Here is a 17,282-nt window from a genome sequence, read left to right on the forward strand (position 1 = left end):
GGCCAGCATGCAACCCCCCGAGAGCCGCTACGCCACCGCCGACGGCGTCACCTACCACTACCTCGAGATGGGCACCGGCCAGGACACCGTGTTCCTGCACGGCGGCGGCCCCGGCTGCACCGGATGGACCGACTTCGGCCCGGTCGCCCCGCTGTTCGCCGCCGACCGCCGCTGCCTGCTGGTGGACATCCTGCAGTACGGCAAGTCCGAGAAGTGCCGTATCACCGGCCCGATGTGGGACTTCCACGCCGCCAAGACCGTCGCCCTGCTCGACGAGCTGGGCGTGGCCAGGGCCGACTTCGTGTGCAACTCCTGGGGCGGCACGATCGCGCTCAACCTGGCCGCCAAGTACCCGGACCGGGTCCGCTCGCTGGTGGTGACCGGCAGCATGCCGGTGTTCTATGGACCGCTCGCACCCCTGCCCGAGGGCGCCCGCCGGGGCCGCAACGCCCGCGACGCCTACTACGGCGACGACGGCCCGACCAGGGAGAAGATGCGCCAGCTCATCACCAGGCTGGAGTGGTACGACGGCGCCAAGCTCCCGGAGGAGACCCTGGACCTGCGCTACGAGCAGAGCCTCGACCCCGGCGAGCGTGAGCTGGCCGCGATGTCCGACTCGCCGCGCGGCGACTGGCAGGACCTGACCGACGAGCTGGGCCGTGTCCAGGCGCCGGCGCTGTTCATCTGGGGCATGCACGACGCCTTCCTGACCCCGGACTACCCGCTGATGCTCGCGCGCATGGTCCAGAACGGGAACCTGCACGTCATGGACCACGTCTCCCACCACCTGCAGGAGGAGCGCCCGCACGCCTTCCACGCCGTGGTCACCGGGTTCCTCAACTCGCTCGACGCCGAGGAACGCGCCCGATGAAGAAGAAGCTGCTGCTCGTCGTGCTCGCGGTTGCCGCCGGCGTTGTGGTGCGCAAGCTCGCCGCCCGCAGCAACACCCAGGTGCATCGAATCAACCAGAGGAGCGAGAGTTGACCATCTGGACCGAACTGACCCCCGCCGCGTTCCGGCTGGAGTACGTCGACGCCGGCGGGGTACGGACCCGCACGCTGCGCGCGGGCCCGTCGACCGGCGAGGCCGTGGTGTTCCTGCACGGCACCAGCGGGCACCTGGAGGCGTTCACCCGCAACATCGTGTCGCACGCCGAGCGCTACGACTGCCACGCGATCGACATGCTCGGCCACGGCTACACCGGCAAGCCCGACCGCCGCTACGAGATCGCCGACTACGTGGCCCACCTGATCGACTACCTGGACGCGGTCGGCGTCCGACGCGCGCACATCGTGGGCGAGTCCCTGGGCGGCTGGGTCGGCGCCCGCCTCGCCATCGACAACCCCGAGCGGGTGATCAGCCTGCAGCTGCTCTGCGCCGGCGGCACCGTGGCCAACCCCGAGGTGATGGACCGCATCCGAAACAGCACCAAGCAGGCGGTGTCCAGCGACGACGTCGAGCTGACCCGCAAGCGCCTGCGCCTGCTGATGGCCGACGACGCCGACGCCACCGAGGAGCTGGTCGAGGTCCGCCACGCGATCTACCACCACCCCGACTTCGTGGCCAACGTGGACAACCTGCTGTCCCTGCAGGACATGGAGACCCGCCAGCGCAACCTGCTGCGCCCCGAGGACCTGGCCCGGATCACCCAGCCGACGCTGATCATCTGGGGCCGCCAGAACCCGTTCGGCGAGGTCCCCGAGGCGAACCGGATGCACGAGGCCATCGCCGGCTCCCAGCTGGAGCTGTTCGAGAAGTGCGGGCACTGGCCGCAGCACGAGCAGGCCGACAGGTACAACCCGATCAGCCTGGACTTCCTGGCCAAGTCCGGCCAGTCCGGCACAGCCTGATGCGGGCCGCGCGGTTCCACCAGTGGGGCGCCGCACCGGTCGTCGAGGACGTCCCGGAGCCGGTCCGGGCCGAGGGCGAGGTGCTGGTCGAGGTGCGGGCCGGCGCGGTCGGGCACCTGGACGCCACGATCGCCGGCGGCGAGTTCGCGATGCGCCCGAACCTGCCGTACACCGGCGGCGTCGAAGGTGCCGGCGTTGTCCTCGACGGTAGCCCCGACGACCTGCCGGAAGGCACCCAGGTGATGCTGCGCGGCGGAGGGCTCGGCCTGCTCCGCGACGGCTGCTGGACCGAGCGGGTCAGCGTGCCCGCCAAGGCCGTGACCCGGCTGCCCGCGCCGCTGCCCCCGGACGTGGCCGCCACCTTCTTCGTCCCCGCGACCACCGGCTACGTCGCGCTGCACGACGTGGCCAGGGTCCAGGCGGGGGAGGAGGTGATCGTGGCCGGGGCGGCCGGCGCCGTCGGGTCCATGGTGGCCCAGCTCGCGCTGGCCGCCGGCGCCACCGTCACCGGCGTGGTCGGCTGGCCCGAACAGCTCGCCCGGGTCCCGAAAGGCGTCGAGCCGGTCGACGGATCGTCCCCCGACGCCGTGGCCGAACTGGCCGAGCGCCGGTCGGCGACGCTGCTGGTCGACACCCTCGGCGGCGCCGACCTGGTCAACCGCTCACGCTGGGTCCGCCAGGGTGGCCGCGCCGTGGTGATCGGCTACGTCGCCGGCCCCCGGCTGACCGTCGACCTGCCGTCCTGGCTGCTCGACGACGTCGCGCTGCTGCCGCTGAACATGATCCGCCGAGAGCGCCGGGCCCGCGAGGTGTCCGCCGACCTGGTGCGCCGCCTGTCCGCCGGCGAACTGCACCTCGACGTGCAACGCTTCGACCTCGCCGACGCCGCGCGAGCCCTCGACGACCTGCGCGCCGGCCAGATCCGAGGCCGCGCCGTCCTGACCCCGTGAGTGGCAATGGGTGCTACAGCGCCTATTGCCACTCACGGCTTCCGATGGCCGCCGTTCCGGTCAACGAGACGGATCCGTTGACCGGATCGGCGCGCCCGCCGAGTCTGCTTCGATGACCGCCGCACCCACCCGCCCCGACCGGCCTGACGCCGAACAGAACAGCGTGCTGGGCAAGGTGCAGCTCATCCTCGAGTCGTTCGGCCCCGACGACGAGCACCTGAGCCTGTCCGAGCTGGCCCGCCGCTCCGGCGTCGCGAAGGCCTCCGTGCACCGGCTCGCCCAGGAACTGCTGCGCTGGGGCGTCCTGGAACGCCGAGGCTCCGACTACTGGCTCGGCATGCGCCTGTTCGAGATCGGCCAGCGGGTTCCCCGCCAGCGCATCCTCCGCGAGGCCGCCCGCCCGTACATGGAGGACCTCTACCACGCCACGAACGAGACGATCCACCTCGCGGTCGTGGACGGCCTCGAAGTCCTCTACCTGGAAAAGGTGTCCGGCCACGGCCAGGTCAGCCGCCCGTCAAGAGTGGCCGGCCGAATGCCGCTCTACTGCACCGCCACCGGCAAGGTCCTGCTCGCCTTCGGCACCCGCCAGCTCCTGGACGAGGTGCTCGCCATGCCGTTCGAGCGCGTCACCCCCCAGACCGTCGGCGCCCCCGGCCTGCTCCTCCAGGAGCTGGCCCGCGCCCGCGAGCTCGGCTACGCCGTCGAGCGTGAACAGACCCGCGCCGGTTACCTGAGCGTCGCCATCCCGCTGGTAAGCACCACCGGAACCACCATGGCCGCCCTGTCCGTGACCGCCCCCGTCTTCCGTGCCGACGTCGCAAAGTACGCCGGCCTGCTCGGCATGGTCAGCCGCCGCATCACCAAAACCATCGCCACCCTCTCCGCCGACTGACCACGGGCCGAGCTGACCAGCCGGGCCGCACCGAGCTTCGAGTCCGGTGCGGCCCGGCCGGTGGTGGGTCAGCTGTTGAGCTGCTGGATTGCCGCAACGACCTCTGGCCGGTCCGACTGCAGGCGTCCGATCCAACCCGCGTCGTGCAGCGGGTAGTGGTTCATCAGGATCAGCGTCTCGTCGGTGTTCGCGATGCCTTGGTAGGCCTCGCCGACCGCGGTGTGGATCTTCTCCACCAGCTTGCGCTTGGCGTCCAGGCTGGACAGCTCCGGTGCCTCGAGGAAGCACACCGGGCGGATCGGCTCGGCGCCGATCCGCCCGTCCTGGGCCACGTTCTCGGCCGGGTACTCGCGTAGCCAGATGCGAGTGTCCGGAACCGGGTACGCCTCGCCGAGCGCCTCATCGAGGTCCTTCATCAGCTTCCGCTTGGCATCCTGGGCTACCCCTTCGGGGGCCTCGACCAGCATGACTGGCATTTCGAGTCATCTCCTCTTCGGCTCTCCCTGACCGCCACGACCGGCGTGCCAGGTAGTGAGTTGGACACTACAACATAATAGTTGGAAATTCCAACTAGTCAGGCTTGGTTATCCGATCTCTGCTGGTAGCGTGGTCATGTGGTGGGCAGACGGAAGTACGACAACGACGGCTGCGCGGTCGCACACGGGCTCGACCTGGTGGGGGAGCGGTGGGCGCTGCTGGTCGTGCGCGAGCTGCTGCTCGGGCCCAAGCGGTTCACCGACCTGCGTGCGGGGCTGCCCGGGGTCAGCGCCGACATGCTCACCCAGCGGCTGCGCGAGCTGACCGAAGCCGGCATCGTGAGCCGCCGCCGACTCGCCGCGCCCGCCGCCTCCTGGGTCTACGAACTGACCGAGTGGGGCGCCGAGGTCGAGCCGGTGGTGCTCGCGCTGGCCAAGTGGAGCAGTCGCTCGCCCGGCATGCGCGCCGACGCCCCGATCGGCATCGACTCCGTGGTATTGGAGCTGCGGACGATGTTCGACCCAGCCGAGGCGCGCGGGTTTCGCGCGAGCATCGCACTGCGTCTCAACGAAAGCTGGTTCCGGCTCAGCTTTGACAACGGAGCACTCGACGCAAAGCGGGCCGACGTCGCACCCGCCGGCACGGACGCCGCACTGCTGACCGACCCCAACACGCTCTCCGCTCTGGTCACCGGTCGCCTGTCGCTCGCCGAGGCGGAGGCGAGCGGGGCACTGGAGCTGACCGGCAACCGGACCGTAGTACAGCGCGCGCTCGGACTGTTCCCACTGCCCGCACCCGCCTAGGTGAGTTGCGTTGTCAGAAAGCGCGAGGGCGTTACCGCCGACCGACATAAGTTGGGACTGGCCGGCGGATGGCCTCGATCCCTTCACGCTCGGCGCTGACCGGACGCTTTGGTTGCTGATGTCCTCATGCCGAAGATGGGGCAGGGCCTGGCCCGCCGGCGACTTCCGCGACTACCAGAAGACTGACGACTTCCATCGTCGTGTCCCCATGGGTTACAAAGCCATTCTTGTGTTCGAACGACTAGCTCTCGCCCTCGGTGGACAGTTGGTAGCACAATGGCCAGAAACCAACACGCCGACCGCGAGCGGCGAGTTCCCGACCCACTGTGGTAGGGGTGCCTATTGGGTGTTGTCCCAGGACGACCGCCCTGGTCCCAACGAGCAACGCATGCCCCTGAATCATCTACGGATGGCGATCGATCACGTCGTGGTGATGTCCAAGGGCTATCCCCAGATACCCTTCTTGGTCGGTCGCTGCCTGGACTACAGCACATGGCACTGAGCGGACATGGTGTGTGAAACTTGCCGCCGGCGGGTCGGAGGGTGGCGAGGTGGACCAATATGAGGGGGACGTCGAGGTTCGTACGTCGCCGACCAGGGCGGCTTTTGCCAGCTCGGTGGGGACGGCCGTGGAGCTGTACGACTTCCTGATCTACGGTACGGCGTCGGCGGTCGCGTTGAACACGGTGTTCTTCCCGAAGAGCGATCCGCGCATCGGCACCCTGCTCGCGTTCGCGAGCTTCGGCGCCGGGTTCTTCGCCCGGCCGCTGGGGGCGATCGTGATCGGCCACTTCGGCGATCGGGTCGGGCGGCGGTCGATGTTGGTGCTCACCCTGGTGGCGACGGGGGTGTGCACGGCGCTGATCGGGGTGCTGCCGGGATACGGCTCGATCGGGGTGTGGGCGCCGGCGCTGCTGGTCGCGCTGCGGGTGGTGCAGGGGTTCTTTCTCGGCGGTGAGCAGGGCGGGGCCGTGCTGATGGCCGTCGAGCATGCGCCACCGGGCCGTCGCGGCTGGTACGGCAGCTGGACGTTCCTGGGGTCGCCGATCGGGCTGGTCCTGGCCACCGGGGCGTTCTCGCTGGCCACCTGGGTGTCCGGGCCGGCGTTCCTGGACTGGGGCTGGCGGCTGCCCTTCCTGGCCAGCCTGCTGCTGGTGGGCGTCGGGCTGTACATCCGGCTGCGGCTGGACGAGAGCCGGGAGTTCCAGCGGATGCGGGAGCGCGGCACGACCGCTCCCGGGCTGCCGCTGGTGGCGCTGCTGCGCACCTCGTGGCACAACGTGCTGCTCAGCGCGGGGGTGAACTTCGGCTTCAACACGTTCATCTTCATCCTGGCCACGTTCACGCTGTCCTACGCCACGCAGTCGCTGGGCATGGCGCGCGACGTCGTGCTGACCGGGAGCCTGGTCGGCGCGGTCGCGCACATCGCGGGCATCCTGATGTTCGCCCGGCTCTCCGACCGGGTCGGGAGGATCCCGGTCATGCTGGGCGGGGCGGCGTTCCTCGCGGTCTACGCCTTCCCGCTGTTCTGGCTGATGGAGTCCCGCCAGCCGGCCCTGGTCGTACTGGCGATGGCCGTCGGCTACTTCGGCTCGGCAGCCGTGTTCGGGCCGCTGGCCGCGCTGATCACCGAGCTGTTCGGCATCGACGTCCGGTACAGCGGCGCGTCACTCGGCTACCAACTGGGCTCCGTGCTCGGCGGCGGGCTGTCCCCGTTCCTGGCGGCCGCGCTGCTGGCGATGGCCGGCGGCGCGAGCTGGCCGATCTCGCTGTACCTGGTCGGGGCCGGCCTGGTCAGCGCCGTGTCGCTGCTGCTGATCAACGCCGGCGGAAACGGATCCGCTCGAAAACTTGATTGATTCCAGAAACTGGTCCATGCTTCCGTGCGTGCCAACGACCTCGGACCTCGAACGGATGCTGCGGGAGGTCTCCCTTCGTGTGACGCGTCCTCGGGTGGCGGTGCTGTCGGCCGTGTACGAGCATCCGCATGCCGACACGGACTCGATCATCGGCGCGGTGCGGACGGACCTCGGCGAGGTGTCCCGCCAGGCCGTGTACGACGTGCTGAACGCGCTGACCAACTCCGGCCTGGTGCGGCGCATCCAGCCGCCGGGGTCGGTGGCGCGCTACGAGTCGCGGGTGGGGGACAACCACCACCACGTCGTGTGCCGCTCGTGTGGAGCCATCGCCGATGTCGACTGCGCGGTGGGTGACGCACCCTGCTTGACTGCGTCCGACGATCATGGCTTCGTGATCGACGAGGCCGAGGTCGTCTACCGGGGCCTGTGTCCCGACTGTTCCACCACCACAGCCAGTTCCTGAGCACTTGAAAGGAATTCCCGTGTCTGACAGTCCTCACGCCGGTGCCACCGAGACCACGGCAGAGGCTGGAGGCTGCCCGGTCTCGGCCGGACGCGTCCCGCACCCGACCCAGGGCGACCCCAACCGCTTCTGGTGGCCGAACCGGCTCAACCTGAAGATCCTGGCCAAGAACACCCCCGTCACGAACCCCATGGGGGAGGACTTCGACTACGCCGAGGAGTTCAAGACCCTCGACCTGGCCGCCGTGAAGCGTGACATCGCGGAGGTCCTCACCACCTCGCAGGACTGGTGGCCCGCCGACTTCGGGCACTACGGCGGGCTCATGATCCGGATGGCCTGGCACTCCGCCGGCACCTACCGGGTCAGCGACGGTCGCGGCGGCGCCGGCTCAGGCCAGCAGCGGTTCGCGCCGCTGAGCAGCTGGCCGGACAACGTCAGCCTGGACAAGGCCCGCCGGCTGCTGTGGCCGGTCAAGAAGAAGTACGGCCGCAAGATCTCCTGGGCCGACCTGCTGGTGCTCACCGGCAACGTGGCGCTGGAGTCGATGGGCGCCAAGACGTTCGGCTTCGCCGGCGGCCGGGTGGACGCCTGGGAGCCCGAGGCCGACATCTACTGGGGCTCGGAGACCGAGTGGCTCGGCAGCAACGTGCGCATCACCGGCGGCGAGCGCCGCGACCTGGAGAAGCCGCTGGGCGCGACCCACATGGGCCTGATCTACGTCAACCCGGAGGGCCCGGAGGGCGTCCCGGACCCGATCGCCGCGGCCCGCGACATCCGCGAGACCTTCGGCCGGATGGCGATGAACGACGAGGAGACCGCCGCGCTGATCATCGGCGGGCACACCTTCGGCAAGGCCCACGGCGCGCACCCGGAGGACAAGCTCGGCACCGACCCGGAGGCGGCCCCGCTGGAGGAGCAGGGACTCGGGTGGCGCAACGGCTACGGCACCGGCGTCGGCCCGGACGCGATCACCAGCGGCCTCGAGGTCACCTGGACCACGACGCCGACCCGGTGGAGCAACAACTTCCTGGAGAACCTGTTCGCCTACGAATGGGAGCTCACCAAGAGCCCGGCCGGGAAGAACCAGTGGGTGGCCAAGGACGCCGAGGCGATCATCCCGGACGCCTACGACCCGTCCAAGAAGCACCTCCCGACCATGCTCACCACGGACCTGTCGCTGCGGTTCGACCCGATCTACGAGCAGATCTCGCGGCGTTTCCTGGAGAACCCGGACCAGCTCGCCGACGCGTTCGCCCGCGCCTGGTACAAGCTGACCCACCGCGACATGGGCCCGGTCGACCGCTACCTCGGCCCCGAGGTCCCGTCCGAGGTGCTGCTCTGGCAGGACCCGATCCCCAAGCCGGACCACGAGCTGGTCGGCCCGGCGGAGGTCGCGGACCTCAAGGCGAAGATCGCCGAGTCCGGCCTGTCGGTGTCGCAGCTGGTCTCCACCGCGTGGGCCGCCGCCTCGTCGTTCCGGGGCAGCGACAAGCGCGGTGGCGCCAACGGCGGCCGCATCCGCCTGCAGCCGCAGATCGGGTGGGAGGTCAACGAGCCCGACAAGCTCGCGCCCGTACTCCGCACCCTGGAGGGTGTCCAGGAGTCCTTCAACGCCGCCGGCGGCAAGCGGGTCTCGTTCGCCGACGTGGTCGTCCTGGCCGGCAACGTGGGTGTCGAGCAGGCCGCCAAGGCCGCCGGCATCGACGTCGAGGTCCCGTTCAGCCCGGGTCGCGGCGACGCCACCCAGGAGCTGACCGACGTCGAGTCGTTCTCCTACCTGGAGCCGCCCGCCGACGGGTTCCGCAACTACCTCGGCAAGGGCAACCCGCTCCCCGCCGAGGCGCTGCTCATCGACAAGGCCAACCTGCTCACCCTGAGCGCGCCCGAGATGACCGTGCTGGTCGGCGGCCTGCGGGTGCTCGGCGCCAACCACGGGGGCTCCAAGCAGGGCGTGTTCACCGAGACGCCGGGGTCGCTGACCAACGACTTCTTCGTGAACCTGACCGACATGGGCACCGAGTGGAGGCCCACCTCGGACGAGGCGGAGGCCTTCGAGGGCCGCGACCGCGCCACCGGCGAGGTCAAGTGGACGGGCAGCCGCGTCGACCTCGTGTTCGGCTCGAACTCCGAGCTGCGCGCCGTCGCGGAGGTCTACGCCAGCGACGACGCCAAGGAGAAGTTCGCGCGCGACTTCGTGGCCGCGTGGGCCAAGGTCATGGACCTGGACCGGTACGACCTGCGCTGATCCGAGCCTGACCCCGATGCCCGGGTCGGTCGCCCACCGCGGCGGCCGGCCCGGGCATCGTTCGTGTTCCCATTCGTCCAAGCCCGCCCGCCTCGGCCGGGCGTACCGTCACCAGCCGTGAGCACCGAACGCCAGCCGATCGTCCTGCCGCCCGAAGGCGGCCGCCGCTACGACATGCCGAAGATCCGCGCCACCTTCAAGGCCGACGGCGCCGAGACGGCCGGCGCGTACTCGATCTCGACGTGGCGGCTCGAACCGCACTGCGCGGGCCCTGGCGCACACAGCCACCCCGAGGACGACGTGTTCATCGTGACCGAGGGCGTCATGTCCGTGCTCGTCGGCGACGAGTGGACGGACGCGCCGGTCGGGACGTTCGTGCTCGTGCCCGGCGGCGTCACCCACGACTTCGAGAACCGAAGCGACGAGCCGGCCGCCGTGCTGAACATCTTCGCGCCCGGAGCGTTCGAGTCCCACATGCCGAGCGTCGTCGAGTGGTTCCGGGAACATCCCCCCTCGTACGCCTGAGTCAAGACCGCGGCGGGGAGTCGAAGACGGTTCGCACGGCGGCCTCGTCGCCTTCGATGTGGACGCTCCCACGGACGTCGTCGAGGGCGAGCACACGCGCCGCCAGCCCGAGGACGACGGGTGCATCGGCGCGCACGACGGCGTCGAGATCGCGGCCGTCGTGCGGGCTCACCTCGGTGCCCGAGCGCGTCGTCCGCACCTGGACCAGCGCGCCGTCGACCCCGATCCCCACCGTCGAGGACCGGCGTGCGGCCGCCTTGCCGGTGAGCAGGGCCGAGAGGGGTAGCACGAGCCATTCGGCGCGGAAGTGGTCGCCGCCCGGTCCGCGCACCATCAGCGGCGTGGACCAGCGGATCAGGCCCTCGACAGGTTCCCGCAGTTCGGCGCCCCACGGTGTGAGGGCGTACTCGACGGCGTTGCCCTGCTCGGCCAGCCGCCGCTCGACCACCCCGGCGGCCTCGAGGTCGCGGAGCCGGTCCGCGAGCAGGTTGGTGGCCACGCCGGGCAGGCCGTCGAGCAGCTCGCGATAGCGGGCGGGAGCCATCAGGAGCTGGCGGACGATCAGCAGGTTCCACCGGTCGCCCACGACGTCGAGCGCCCGGGCGAGACCGCAGTACTGGCCGTAGCTTCGACTCATTCCAGTTACTTTACAATCTCAAGCTTCCCTGACAATATCTAGCGGACCGACGAGAGGGGTGCGATCATGGCCGCCGCGGGAAGGCCTGCGTGGGTCGACGACGACCTGTTCCCGTTCGAGAGCCGCTTCATCGACATCGACGGGCACACCGTGCATTACGTCGACGAGGGGTCGGGCCCCACACTGCTGTTCCTGCATGGCAACCCGACGTGGTCGTTCCTCTGGCGCGACGTGATCCGCGCACTGCGCGACGACTTCCGCTGCATCGCCCTCGACTACCCGGGCTTCGGGCTGTCGACGCCTAAGCCCGGCTACCGTTACCTGCCCGAGGATCACACGGACGTGGTGACCGAGTTCGTCGACAAGCTCGGCCTCGAGGGGGCCACGCTGGTCGGGCAGGACTGGGGCGGCATGATCGGCTTGGCCGCCGTGCAACGTCGGCCGGGCGTCTTCGATCGGCTGGTGCTCGCGAACACCTGGGCCTGGCCGGTCAACGGGGTGTTCCACTTCGAGTGGTTCGGTCGCATCATCGGCGGACCCCCGTTCCGCTTCCTGGTCCGGCGGCTCAACGTTCTCGTCAACTGGTTCATGCCCGCGGGCCACCGACGGCGGAAGTTGACCGCGGCCGAGATGATCCACTACCGCCGGGCGCTGGACACCCCCGAACGACGCCAGGCCTGCGCCGTGTTCCCCGGCCGGGTCCTCGCCAGCCGGGCGTTCTTCGCCGAGGTTGAGGCCGGCCTTGCCGACCTTGCCCACCTGCCGACACTGATCATGTGGGGTGATGCCGACATCGCCTTCCGCCCCCAGGAGCGCGAACGTCTGGAAACGACCTTCCCCGACCACAAGACCGTGATCGTCGAGGGCGCCGGCCTCTACACGGAGTCAGACGCGCCCGAGGAGTTCGTCGCCGCGATCCGCGACTGGCGGTTCGCCCCCGGCGGGCGACGCACGCCCCCGGCTCGCGGGGGAGCGTCGTAGTGGCCTACGACGTGCACTTGGCCGACCGTGTCCGGGAGCTGCTGATGGACGGCTCGCCGGTGACCGAGCAGAAGATGTTCGGCGGGCTCGCCTTCCTCGTCGCCGGCAAGATGGCGGTGGCGGCCAGCAGCCAAGGCGGCCTGTTGGTACGGGCCGACCCCGCGCGCGTCGACGATCTCCTCGCGACCACCAACGCGCGGCCGATGGAGATGAAGGGCCGAGCGATCCAGGGCTGGCTGCACGTCGACGGCGATGACCTGCGCACCGAGCGCGAGCTGGCCCAATGGGTCGCCATCGGCGCGGCCGGTGCGGCAAGCGCTCCCGACAAGAGGTCACGTCGATGACGGACACCGACACGATGGCCCAGGCTCGCGCGGCGCTGCGCGACGTCGTCCCCGGCCTCGTCGAACTGGTGCGCGGCGTCCCGGACTCCAACTCCGCTTCGGTCGGTACGTGGACGGTGGGCGATGTCGCGGCTCACCTGTCCCATGTCTTTCGTGCCGATGCCGACACCATTGCCGGAAGGCCGGTCCCGGATGCGGTGGTGACGAAGGCGGGAATAGCCGAGGCCACCGCGAAGCTGCTGGCCGAGGACGGCGAACGGGACCCGGCGGCACTCGCGGATCGCATCGCCGCGCTCGCCGGCGACTTCGACGACGTCGCGTCGCGTTCGCAATCAACCACCGTCAGCTGGCTGCAAGGTACCCGCCTGCCCGCGTCGGCGGTGGCGTGTCACCTGCTGGAGGAATGCCTGGTCCACGGCCACGACATCGCCAAAGCCACCGGCCGCCGGTGGCCGATACGGCGTGACCACGCCGTGCTCGCGATAGACGGCTTCGCGCTTCCGCTGATCGCGGCCCTGCCGCCCGCCGCCTTTCTGGACCAGCAGAAGGCCGAGTCCTTCCGGGCCCGCATCGAACTGCGCCTGCGCGGAGGCCGACGCACGCTGATGGTCTTCAACGACGGTTCCTTGACGCTCGACGCGGCCGGCGCGCGTGACGTCGACGCCTATATCTCCATTGACCCCTCGGCCTTCCTGCTGCTGTTCATCCGCCGACAAGGAATATGGAAACCGCTTCTCGAACGCAAGCTCGCGGCCTGGGGTCCTCGGCCGTGGAAGCTCACCCGCATGCTCGCCGTCACAAGCCCTCCGTAGACACCGTTGGGTGCCCTGCCGTCGGGTGTTCGGCCGACGACGATGCGCCGTTGGCATAGTGCCGTGCGCGCCGGTGCAAGCGGTGCGGAGCCGGCGGGGGCAATACTCGCCCGGACGGTCGCGGGACGATCCCGCGCACGGCGGCGGGCGGAGGAGCGAGATGAGCCAACCCGACCCGGCGGAGCACCGGACCTCGCTGGCGAAGAACGTGCTCGGGGTGCCGGGCATCGTGTTCCTGGTGCTGGCGGCGGTGGCGCCGCTGACCGGGATGGTGGTGATCGCGCCGATCGGCATCGCGCTGGGCAACGGCGGCGGGATGGCCGGGGCGTTCGTGGCGGCGATGGTGGTGCTGCTGCTGTTCGCGGTCGGGTACGCGCAGATGTCGCGGGTGCTGACCAACGCGGGCGGGTTCTACGCGTTCGTGGTCAAGGGGCTGGGCAACACGATGGGCCTGGTCGCCGGGTTCGTGGCGATGCTCGGCTACAACTGCTTCGTCGCGGGCGCCGTCGGCACCAGCGGGTTCTTCACGGCGGCCGCGTTCAAGGACATCTTCGGGATCGACCTGGACTGGATCGTCTGGAGCGTGGTGTCGGCGGTGCTGGCGTTCGTGCTCAGCCGGCGGGGGATCGGGTTCAGCGCCAAGGTGCTCGGCGTCTGCCTGGTGCTGGAGGTGTCCATCCTGCTGGTGATGGACGTCAGCGTGCTGGTCAGGCACGGGTTCGGAATCGAGGCGTTCCACCCGTCGGTGGTGTTCACCGGCGCGCTCGGGCTGGCGCTGCTGTTCGCCGCGAACGCGTTCATCGGCTTCGAGGCGACGGCGCTGTTCAGCGAGGAGGCCAGGCAGCCCGACCGGACGATCCCGAGGGCCACCTACATCGCGATCGGGTTCATCGGGCTGTTCGCCGCGTTCACCACCTGGGCGATCGTCAGCGCGGTCGGGGTGCGGCAGGCGCAGGACGTCTCCGCCGCCCACCTGTCAGCGGGTGACCTGGTGTTCTCCATCTCCCAGGACTACCTCGGGGGCGCGCTGACCACGGTGATGCGGCTGTTGCTGGTGGTCAGCCTGTTCGCGGCTTTGCTGGCGTTGCACAACTCCGCGACCCGGTACCTCTACGCGCTCGGCCGCGCCGGCGTGCTGCCCCGGGCGCTGGGCCGGACCCGTTCGAGCAACGGCTCGCCGCAGACCGCCGCGATCGTGCAGCTCACGTTCGCCACGGTGGTCGCGCTGGTCTACCGGGCGGCCGGCCTGGACCCGGTGGCCGCGCTCACCGCGAGCATGACCGGGTTCGGCACGCTGGGCATCCTCACCCTGCAGCTGCTGGCGGCGATCGCGATAGTGGTGTACTTCCGCCGCGTCGCCGACCCCCGCTACTGGCAGACGCTGGTCGCCCCGGGGCTCGGCGCGCTGGGGCTGGCGATCGTGGTGTCGCTGGCCATCGCCAACTTCTCCGCGCTGGCCGGGTCCGACAACCCGATCATCGCCCAGCTGCCGTGGCTGTTGCTGCTCGTGGTGCTCGCCGGCCTCGGCACCGCGTCCTGGCTGCGCGCCAACCGCCCGTCGACCTACCAGGCGCTGCGCACCGACCTGGAGCGCGACCCGATCCATGACCAACCCGGAGGGAGCTGACAGTGGCCACGCGCCTGCACATCGACGGAGAGTGGACCGAGGGCGGTGGCGGCGCCATCGCGACCCACGACCCGGCCACGGCGGAGGTCATCGAGGAGGTCACCAGCGCGTCCCGGTCCGATGTGGACGCCGCCGTCGCGGCCGCGCGCCGGGCCCTCGGCAACCCTGAGTGGGCCGGCATGCTGCCCGTCCAGCGCGCCGCGCTGCTGTTCAAGATCGCCGACCTGATCGACCAGCATCATGACGAGCTGGCCACCCTGGAGACCCGCGACCAGGGCCAGCCGATCGGCATCTCCCGGCAGGTCAGCGCGACCGGCGCCGCCGAGCACTTCCGCTACTACGCCGGCTGGGTCACCAAGATCCAAGGGACCACGAACCCGATCTCGTTCCCGGACACCCTGCACTACACCCGCCGCGAGCCGATCGGGGTGAACGCGCTGGTCACCCCGTGGAACTTCCCGCTGATGATCCTCGCGTGGAAGCTCGCGCCCGCGCTGGCCACCGGCAACACCGTCGTGATCAAGCCCAGCGAGGTCACCCCGCTGACCAGCATCCGGCTGGTCGAGCTGGTCGAGCAGGCGGGCGTGCCGAAGGGCGTGGTCAACCTGGTCACCGGGGACGGCTCGGTGGGCGCCATGCTCAGCTCGCACCCGGACGTCGACCACATCTCCTACACCGGCTCGACCGCCACCGGAAAGCTGATCACCAAGGCCAGCGCCGAGTCCAACCTGAAGCGGCTGACGCTGGAGCTCGGCGGCAAGGCGCCCAGCGTGATCGCCGCCGACGCGGACATCGACACCGCCGTCGGCGGCAACCTCGCCGGCTCGACGCTCAACACCGGCCAGGTGTGCGCCGCGTACACCCGGTTCTACGTCGACAAGCGCCGCGAGCAGGAGTTCGTGGACAAGATGGCCGCCGGCCTCGACGGGCTGCGCATCGGACCCGGGCTCGACGAGTCCACCCAGCTCGGGCCGTTGGTCTCGGAGAAGCACCTCGGGCACGTGGACCGGCTGGTCAGCGTCGGCCGCGAGCAGGGCGCCGAGGTCGTCACCGGCGGCCACCGGGCCGACGGCGCCGGCTACTTCTACTCGCCGACGCTGTTCACCGGGGTCGACGACAACATGACGATCATGCACGAGGAGATCTTCGGCCCGGTGCTCGCGGTGACCAGCTACTCCGACGACGACGAGCTGGCCGCCCTGATCGCCCGCGCGAACGACACCGAGTACGGCCTGGCCGCCACCGTGTGGACCCGCGACATCAAGACCGCGCACCGGCTGTCCGCCGGGATCAAGGCCGGCGCCGTCTTCGTGAACATGCCCCCGATCCCGGACATGGCCGCGCCGTGGGGCGGGTACAAGGCGTCCGGCTGGGGCCGCGAGATGGGCCCGTGGGCGATCGACGCCTACACCGAGACCAAGTCCGTCTGGATGCACTACGGGTACTAGATTTCAGGCATGGCGATCACGCGTCAGCACTTCATGGTCGGAGACATCAAAGCCGCTGCTCCGGGGCCGGTCATCAGCCAGGTCGTCACCCACAACGACACCGTCTACCTGGCCGGCATCGTCACGCTGCCGCCCAACCCGGACGACGACGTCCGTACCCAGACGAGAAAGGTCCTGCAGCGGATCGACGAGCTGCTCGCCAGCGAGGGAACCGACAAGTCGAAGATCCTCTCGGCGCAGGTGTGGCTGGCGGACATGGACACGTTCGCCGAGCACAACGAGATCTGGAACGAATGGGTCGACCCGGACAACCCGCCGGTGCGCGTCTGCGTCGAAGCGCGGTTGGCACACCCCGACTTCCTGGTCGAGATCCAGGTGACCGCCGCCCGCTGAACCCGTGAGTGGTTAGCGTTGTCATAGCAACGCTAACCACTCACGGGTTAGCGCGGTTGAGCCGAGTGGAGGTAGGTGCGGCTCGCGGGGAGATAGCTCAGCACGGCTCCGGCGACGACGGCCGCGATGATGAGACCGGCCATGACGGAGACGTGGGCGGGGACGCCGTCGAATCGTCTCGAGGAGAGAAACACGACGAGCGCGCCCAGCGCGACAAGCCAGCGCCGCGCCACCTTCGAGCCGAACGAGAGATATCGGGCGCCGAACGCAATGCCGAGCGCCAGGCCCGGCCCCAACACCCAACCGACGGGATCAGCTACGGCTCGCGCCAGAAAGCCGAAGGCGAGAACGGCCACCAGCCAGGCAACTCCGTGACTCGCCGCAGCGAGATACCACGCCGTGTAGGCCAGCCGCAACGGAGTCGGTGCCGGACCGGGAGTGGGGCGCATGGCCAGCCGGGCGGTCCGACATTCGGCGAGGTACCCGCGCGCCTCGGTCGTGAGCGACAGGCAGGTGGCGCCGAGGCCGGCGACCATCTGCGCGATCGCACAGATGATCATAAGGCGCCCGACCGTACCCGCGGTGACCAGCTGCCAGACGTCCTCGACCAGGCTGCCGACCACGTCCAGCGTGGGAATCATCGCCGCGCCCCAGAGCCCCGCGAGCGTCAACACCGCCCAGCCCCGCCCCCGCTGGAACCGGCGCACCACGTAGGACAGGACCGCCCACGAGAGCGCCCCGAAGAACAGCACGCCGATGACGAGTGTCGTAGTGTCCAGCTCACGGGTCGCTTTGTCCCTGGCCATGGGCGTTGCCAGAGCCAGCGCAACCAGAATCGCCGCCGGAACGATCCAGACGTACCACCAACGGATCGCCCGCGCCACCGATAGAGGCAGCTCACCGGACCAGGGGAGAGGGCTTGCGGCGTATGCGTCCGTCGTCGACATGGTTCCGACTCCCCATTTCGTCGCAC

At 70.0% G+C, this 17,282-nt stretch carries 18 protein-coding genes; 15 read left to right on the forward strand and 3 right to left on the reverse strand.

Features of this window, described 5'->3' with window-relative positions; translation table 11 throughout:
* Positions 1-7: 7 nt before the first annotated feature.
* The 4 genes from N912_RS0101420 to N912_RS48800 all read left to right on the forward strand — a co-directional run bounded on the left by N912_RS0101420 (position 8) and on the right by N912_RS48800 (position 3,695).
* A complete protein-coding gene (locus N912_RS0101420; protein ID WP_028921018.1) occupies positions 8-871 on the forward strand; it encodes an alpha/beta fold hydrolase in 864 nt (287 codons plus the stop codon).
* 109 nt (positions 872-980) lie between these two features.
* Positions 981-1,850 (forward strand): alpha/beta fold hydrolase, encoded by an 870-nt coding sequence (locus tag N912_RS0101430; RefSeq protein WP_028921019.1) that lies wholly within the window; start codon positions 981-983, stop codon positions 1,848-1,850.
* Positions 1,850-2,800 carry a quinone oxidoreductase family protein gene (locus N912_RS0101435; protein ID WP_028921020.1) on the forward strand — a complete coding sequence of 317 codons (951 nt, stop codon included), beginning with the start codon at positions 1,850-1,852 and terminating at the stop codon, positions 2,798-2,800. The genes N912_RS0101430 and N912_RS0101435 overlap by 1 nt, the downstream gene beginning before the upstream one ends.
* Before the next feature lie 112 nt (positions 2,801-2,912).
* A complete protein-coding gene (locus N912_RS48800; RefSeq protein ID WP_051579438.1) occupies positions 2,913-3,695 on the forward strand; it encodes an IclR family transcriptional regulator in 783 nt (260 codons plus the stop codon).
* A 68-nt stretch (positions 3,696-3,763) separates the two neighbouring features.
* Here N912_RS48800 and N912_RS0101445 read toward each other — a convergent pair whose 3' ends face one another.
* Positions 3,764-4,171, reverse strand: a complete 408-nt coding sequence (locus N912_RS0101445) for a tautomerase family protein (RefSeq protein WP_028921021.1) — start codon at positions 4,169-4,171, stop codon at positions 3,764-3,766.
* A 138-nt stretch (positions 4,172-4,309) separates the two neighbouring features.
* Here N912_RS0101445 and N912_RS0101450 point away from each other — a divergent pair, with 138 nt between their 5' ends.
* The 5 genes from N912_RS0101450 to N912_RS0101475 all read left to right on the forward strand — a co-directional run bounded on the left by N912_RS0101450 (position 4,310) and on the right by N912_RS0101475 (position 10,067).
* Positions 4,310-4,975 (forward strand): winged helix-turn-helix transcriptional regulator, encoded by a 666-nt coding sequence (locus N912_RS0101450; protein ID WP_028921022.1) that lies wholly within the window; start codon positions 4,310-4,312, stop codon positions 4,973-4,975.
* Positions 4,976-5,526: 551 nt separating this feature from the next.
* On the forward strand, positions 5,527-6,834 hold the full coding sequence (locus N912_RS48805) for an MFS transporter (RefSeq protein ID WP_051579439.1): 1,308 nt from the start codon (positions 5,527-5,529) through the stop codon (positions 6,832-6,834).
* Between the two features lie 28 nt (positions 6,835-6,862).
* Entirely contained in the window at positions 6,863-7,297 is a 435-nt protein-coding gene (locus tag N912_RS0101465) for a Fur family transcriptional regulator (protein WP_028921023.1), read from the forward strand.
* A 19-nt stretch (positions 7,298-7,316) separates the two neighbouring features.
* On the forward strand, positions 7,317-9,542 hold the full coding sequence (katG, locus tag N912_RS0101470; protein ID WP_028921024.1) for a catalase/peroxidase HPI: 2,226 nt from the start codon (positions 7,317-7,319) through the stop codon (positions 9,540-9,542).
* Positions 9,543-9,659: 117 nt separating this feature from the next.
* A complete protein-coding gene (locus N912_RS0101475) occupies positions 9,660-10,067 on the forward strand; it encodes a cupin domain-containing protein (protein WP_028921025.1) in 408 nt (135 codons plus the stop codon).
* Between the two features lies 1 nt (position 10,068).
* On the opposite strand, the gene N912_RS0101480 is transcribed toward N912_RS0101475, so the two are convergent.
* Positions 10,069-10,704 (reverse strand): winged helix-turn-helix transcriptional regulator, encoded by a 636-nt coding sequence (locus N912_RS0101480; protein ID WP_028921026.1) that lies wholly within the window; start codon positions 10,702-10,704, stop codon positions 10,069-10,071.
* A gap of 66 nt (positions 10,705-10,770) precedes the next feature.
* On the opposite strand from N912_RS0101480, the gene N912_RS48810 reads away from it, so the two are divergent.
* The 6 genes from N912_RS48810 to N912_RS0101515 all read left to right on the forward strand — a co-directional run bounded on the left by N912_RS48810 (position 10,771) and on the right by N912_RS0101515 (position 16,309).
* The gene (locus tag N912_RS48810) at positions 10,771-11,685 is read left to right on the forward strand and encodes an alpha/beta fold hydrolase (protein WP_037062629.1); all 915 of its coding nucleotides are present in this window, start codon (positions 10,771-10,773) and stop codon (positions 11,683-11,685) included.
* Positions 11,685-12,029, forward strand: coding sequence for a TfoX/Sxy family protein (locus tag N912_RS0101490; protein ID WP_028921027.1), 345 nt, complete (start codon positions 11,685-11,687; stop codon positions 12,027-12,029). The genes N912_RS48810 and N912_RS0101490 overlap by 1 nt, the downstream gene beginning before the upstream one ends.
* A complete protein-coding gene (locus tag N912_RS48815) occupies positions 12,026-12,841 on the forward strand; it encodes a maleylpyruvate isomerase N-terminal domain-containing protein (protein ID WP_037062631.1) in 816 nt (271 codons plus the stop codon). The genes N912_RS0101490 and N912_RS48815 overlap by 4 nt, the downstream gene beginning before the upstream one ends.
* A 160-nt stretch (positions 12,842-13,001) precedes the next feature.
* Complete coding sequence (locus tag N912_RS0101505) at positions 13,002-14,468, forward strand: APC family permease (protein WP_028921028.1); 1,467 nt, start codon at positions 13,002-13,004, stop codon at positions 14,466-14,468.
* Positions 14,469-14,470: 2 nt separating this feature from the next.
* Positions 14,471-15,916 (forward strand): aldehyde dehydrogenase family protein, encoded by a 1,446-nt coding sequence (locus tag N912_RS0101510; RefSeq protein WP_028921029.1) that lies wholly within the window; start codon positions 14,471-14,473, stop codon positions 15,914-15,916.
* A gap of 9 nt (positions 15,917-15,925) precedes the next feature.
* Positions 15,926-16,309: a RidA family protein gene (locus N912_RS0101515; RefSeq protein WP_211261106.1), complete on the forward strand. Its 384-nt coding sequence runs from the start codon at positions 15,926-15,928 to the stop codon at positions 16,307-16,309.
* A gap of 47 nt (positions 16,310-16,356) precedes the next feature.
* On the opposite strand, the gene N912_RS0101520 is transcribed toward N912_RS0101515, so the two are convergent.
* Positions 16,357-17,256: a hypothetical protein gene (locus tag N912_RS0101520; RefSeq protein WP_037062633.1), complete on the reverse strand. Its 900-nt coding sequence runs from the start codon at positions 17,254-17,256 to the stop codon at positions 16,357-16,359.
* Positions 17,257-17,282: the final 26 nt, after the last annotated feature.

The sequence above is a fragment of the Actinospineispora acaciae DSM 45401 genome, assembly GCF_000620785.1.
Lineage (GTDB): Bacteria > Actinomycetota > Actinomycetes > Mycobacteriales > Pseudonocardiaceae > Pseudonocardia > Pseudonocardia acaciae.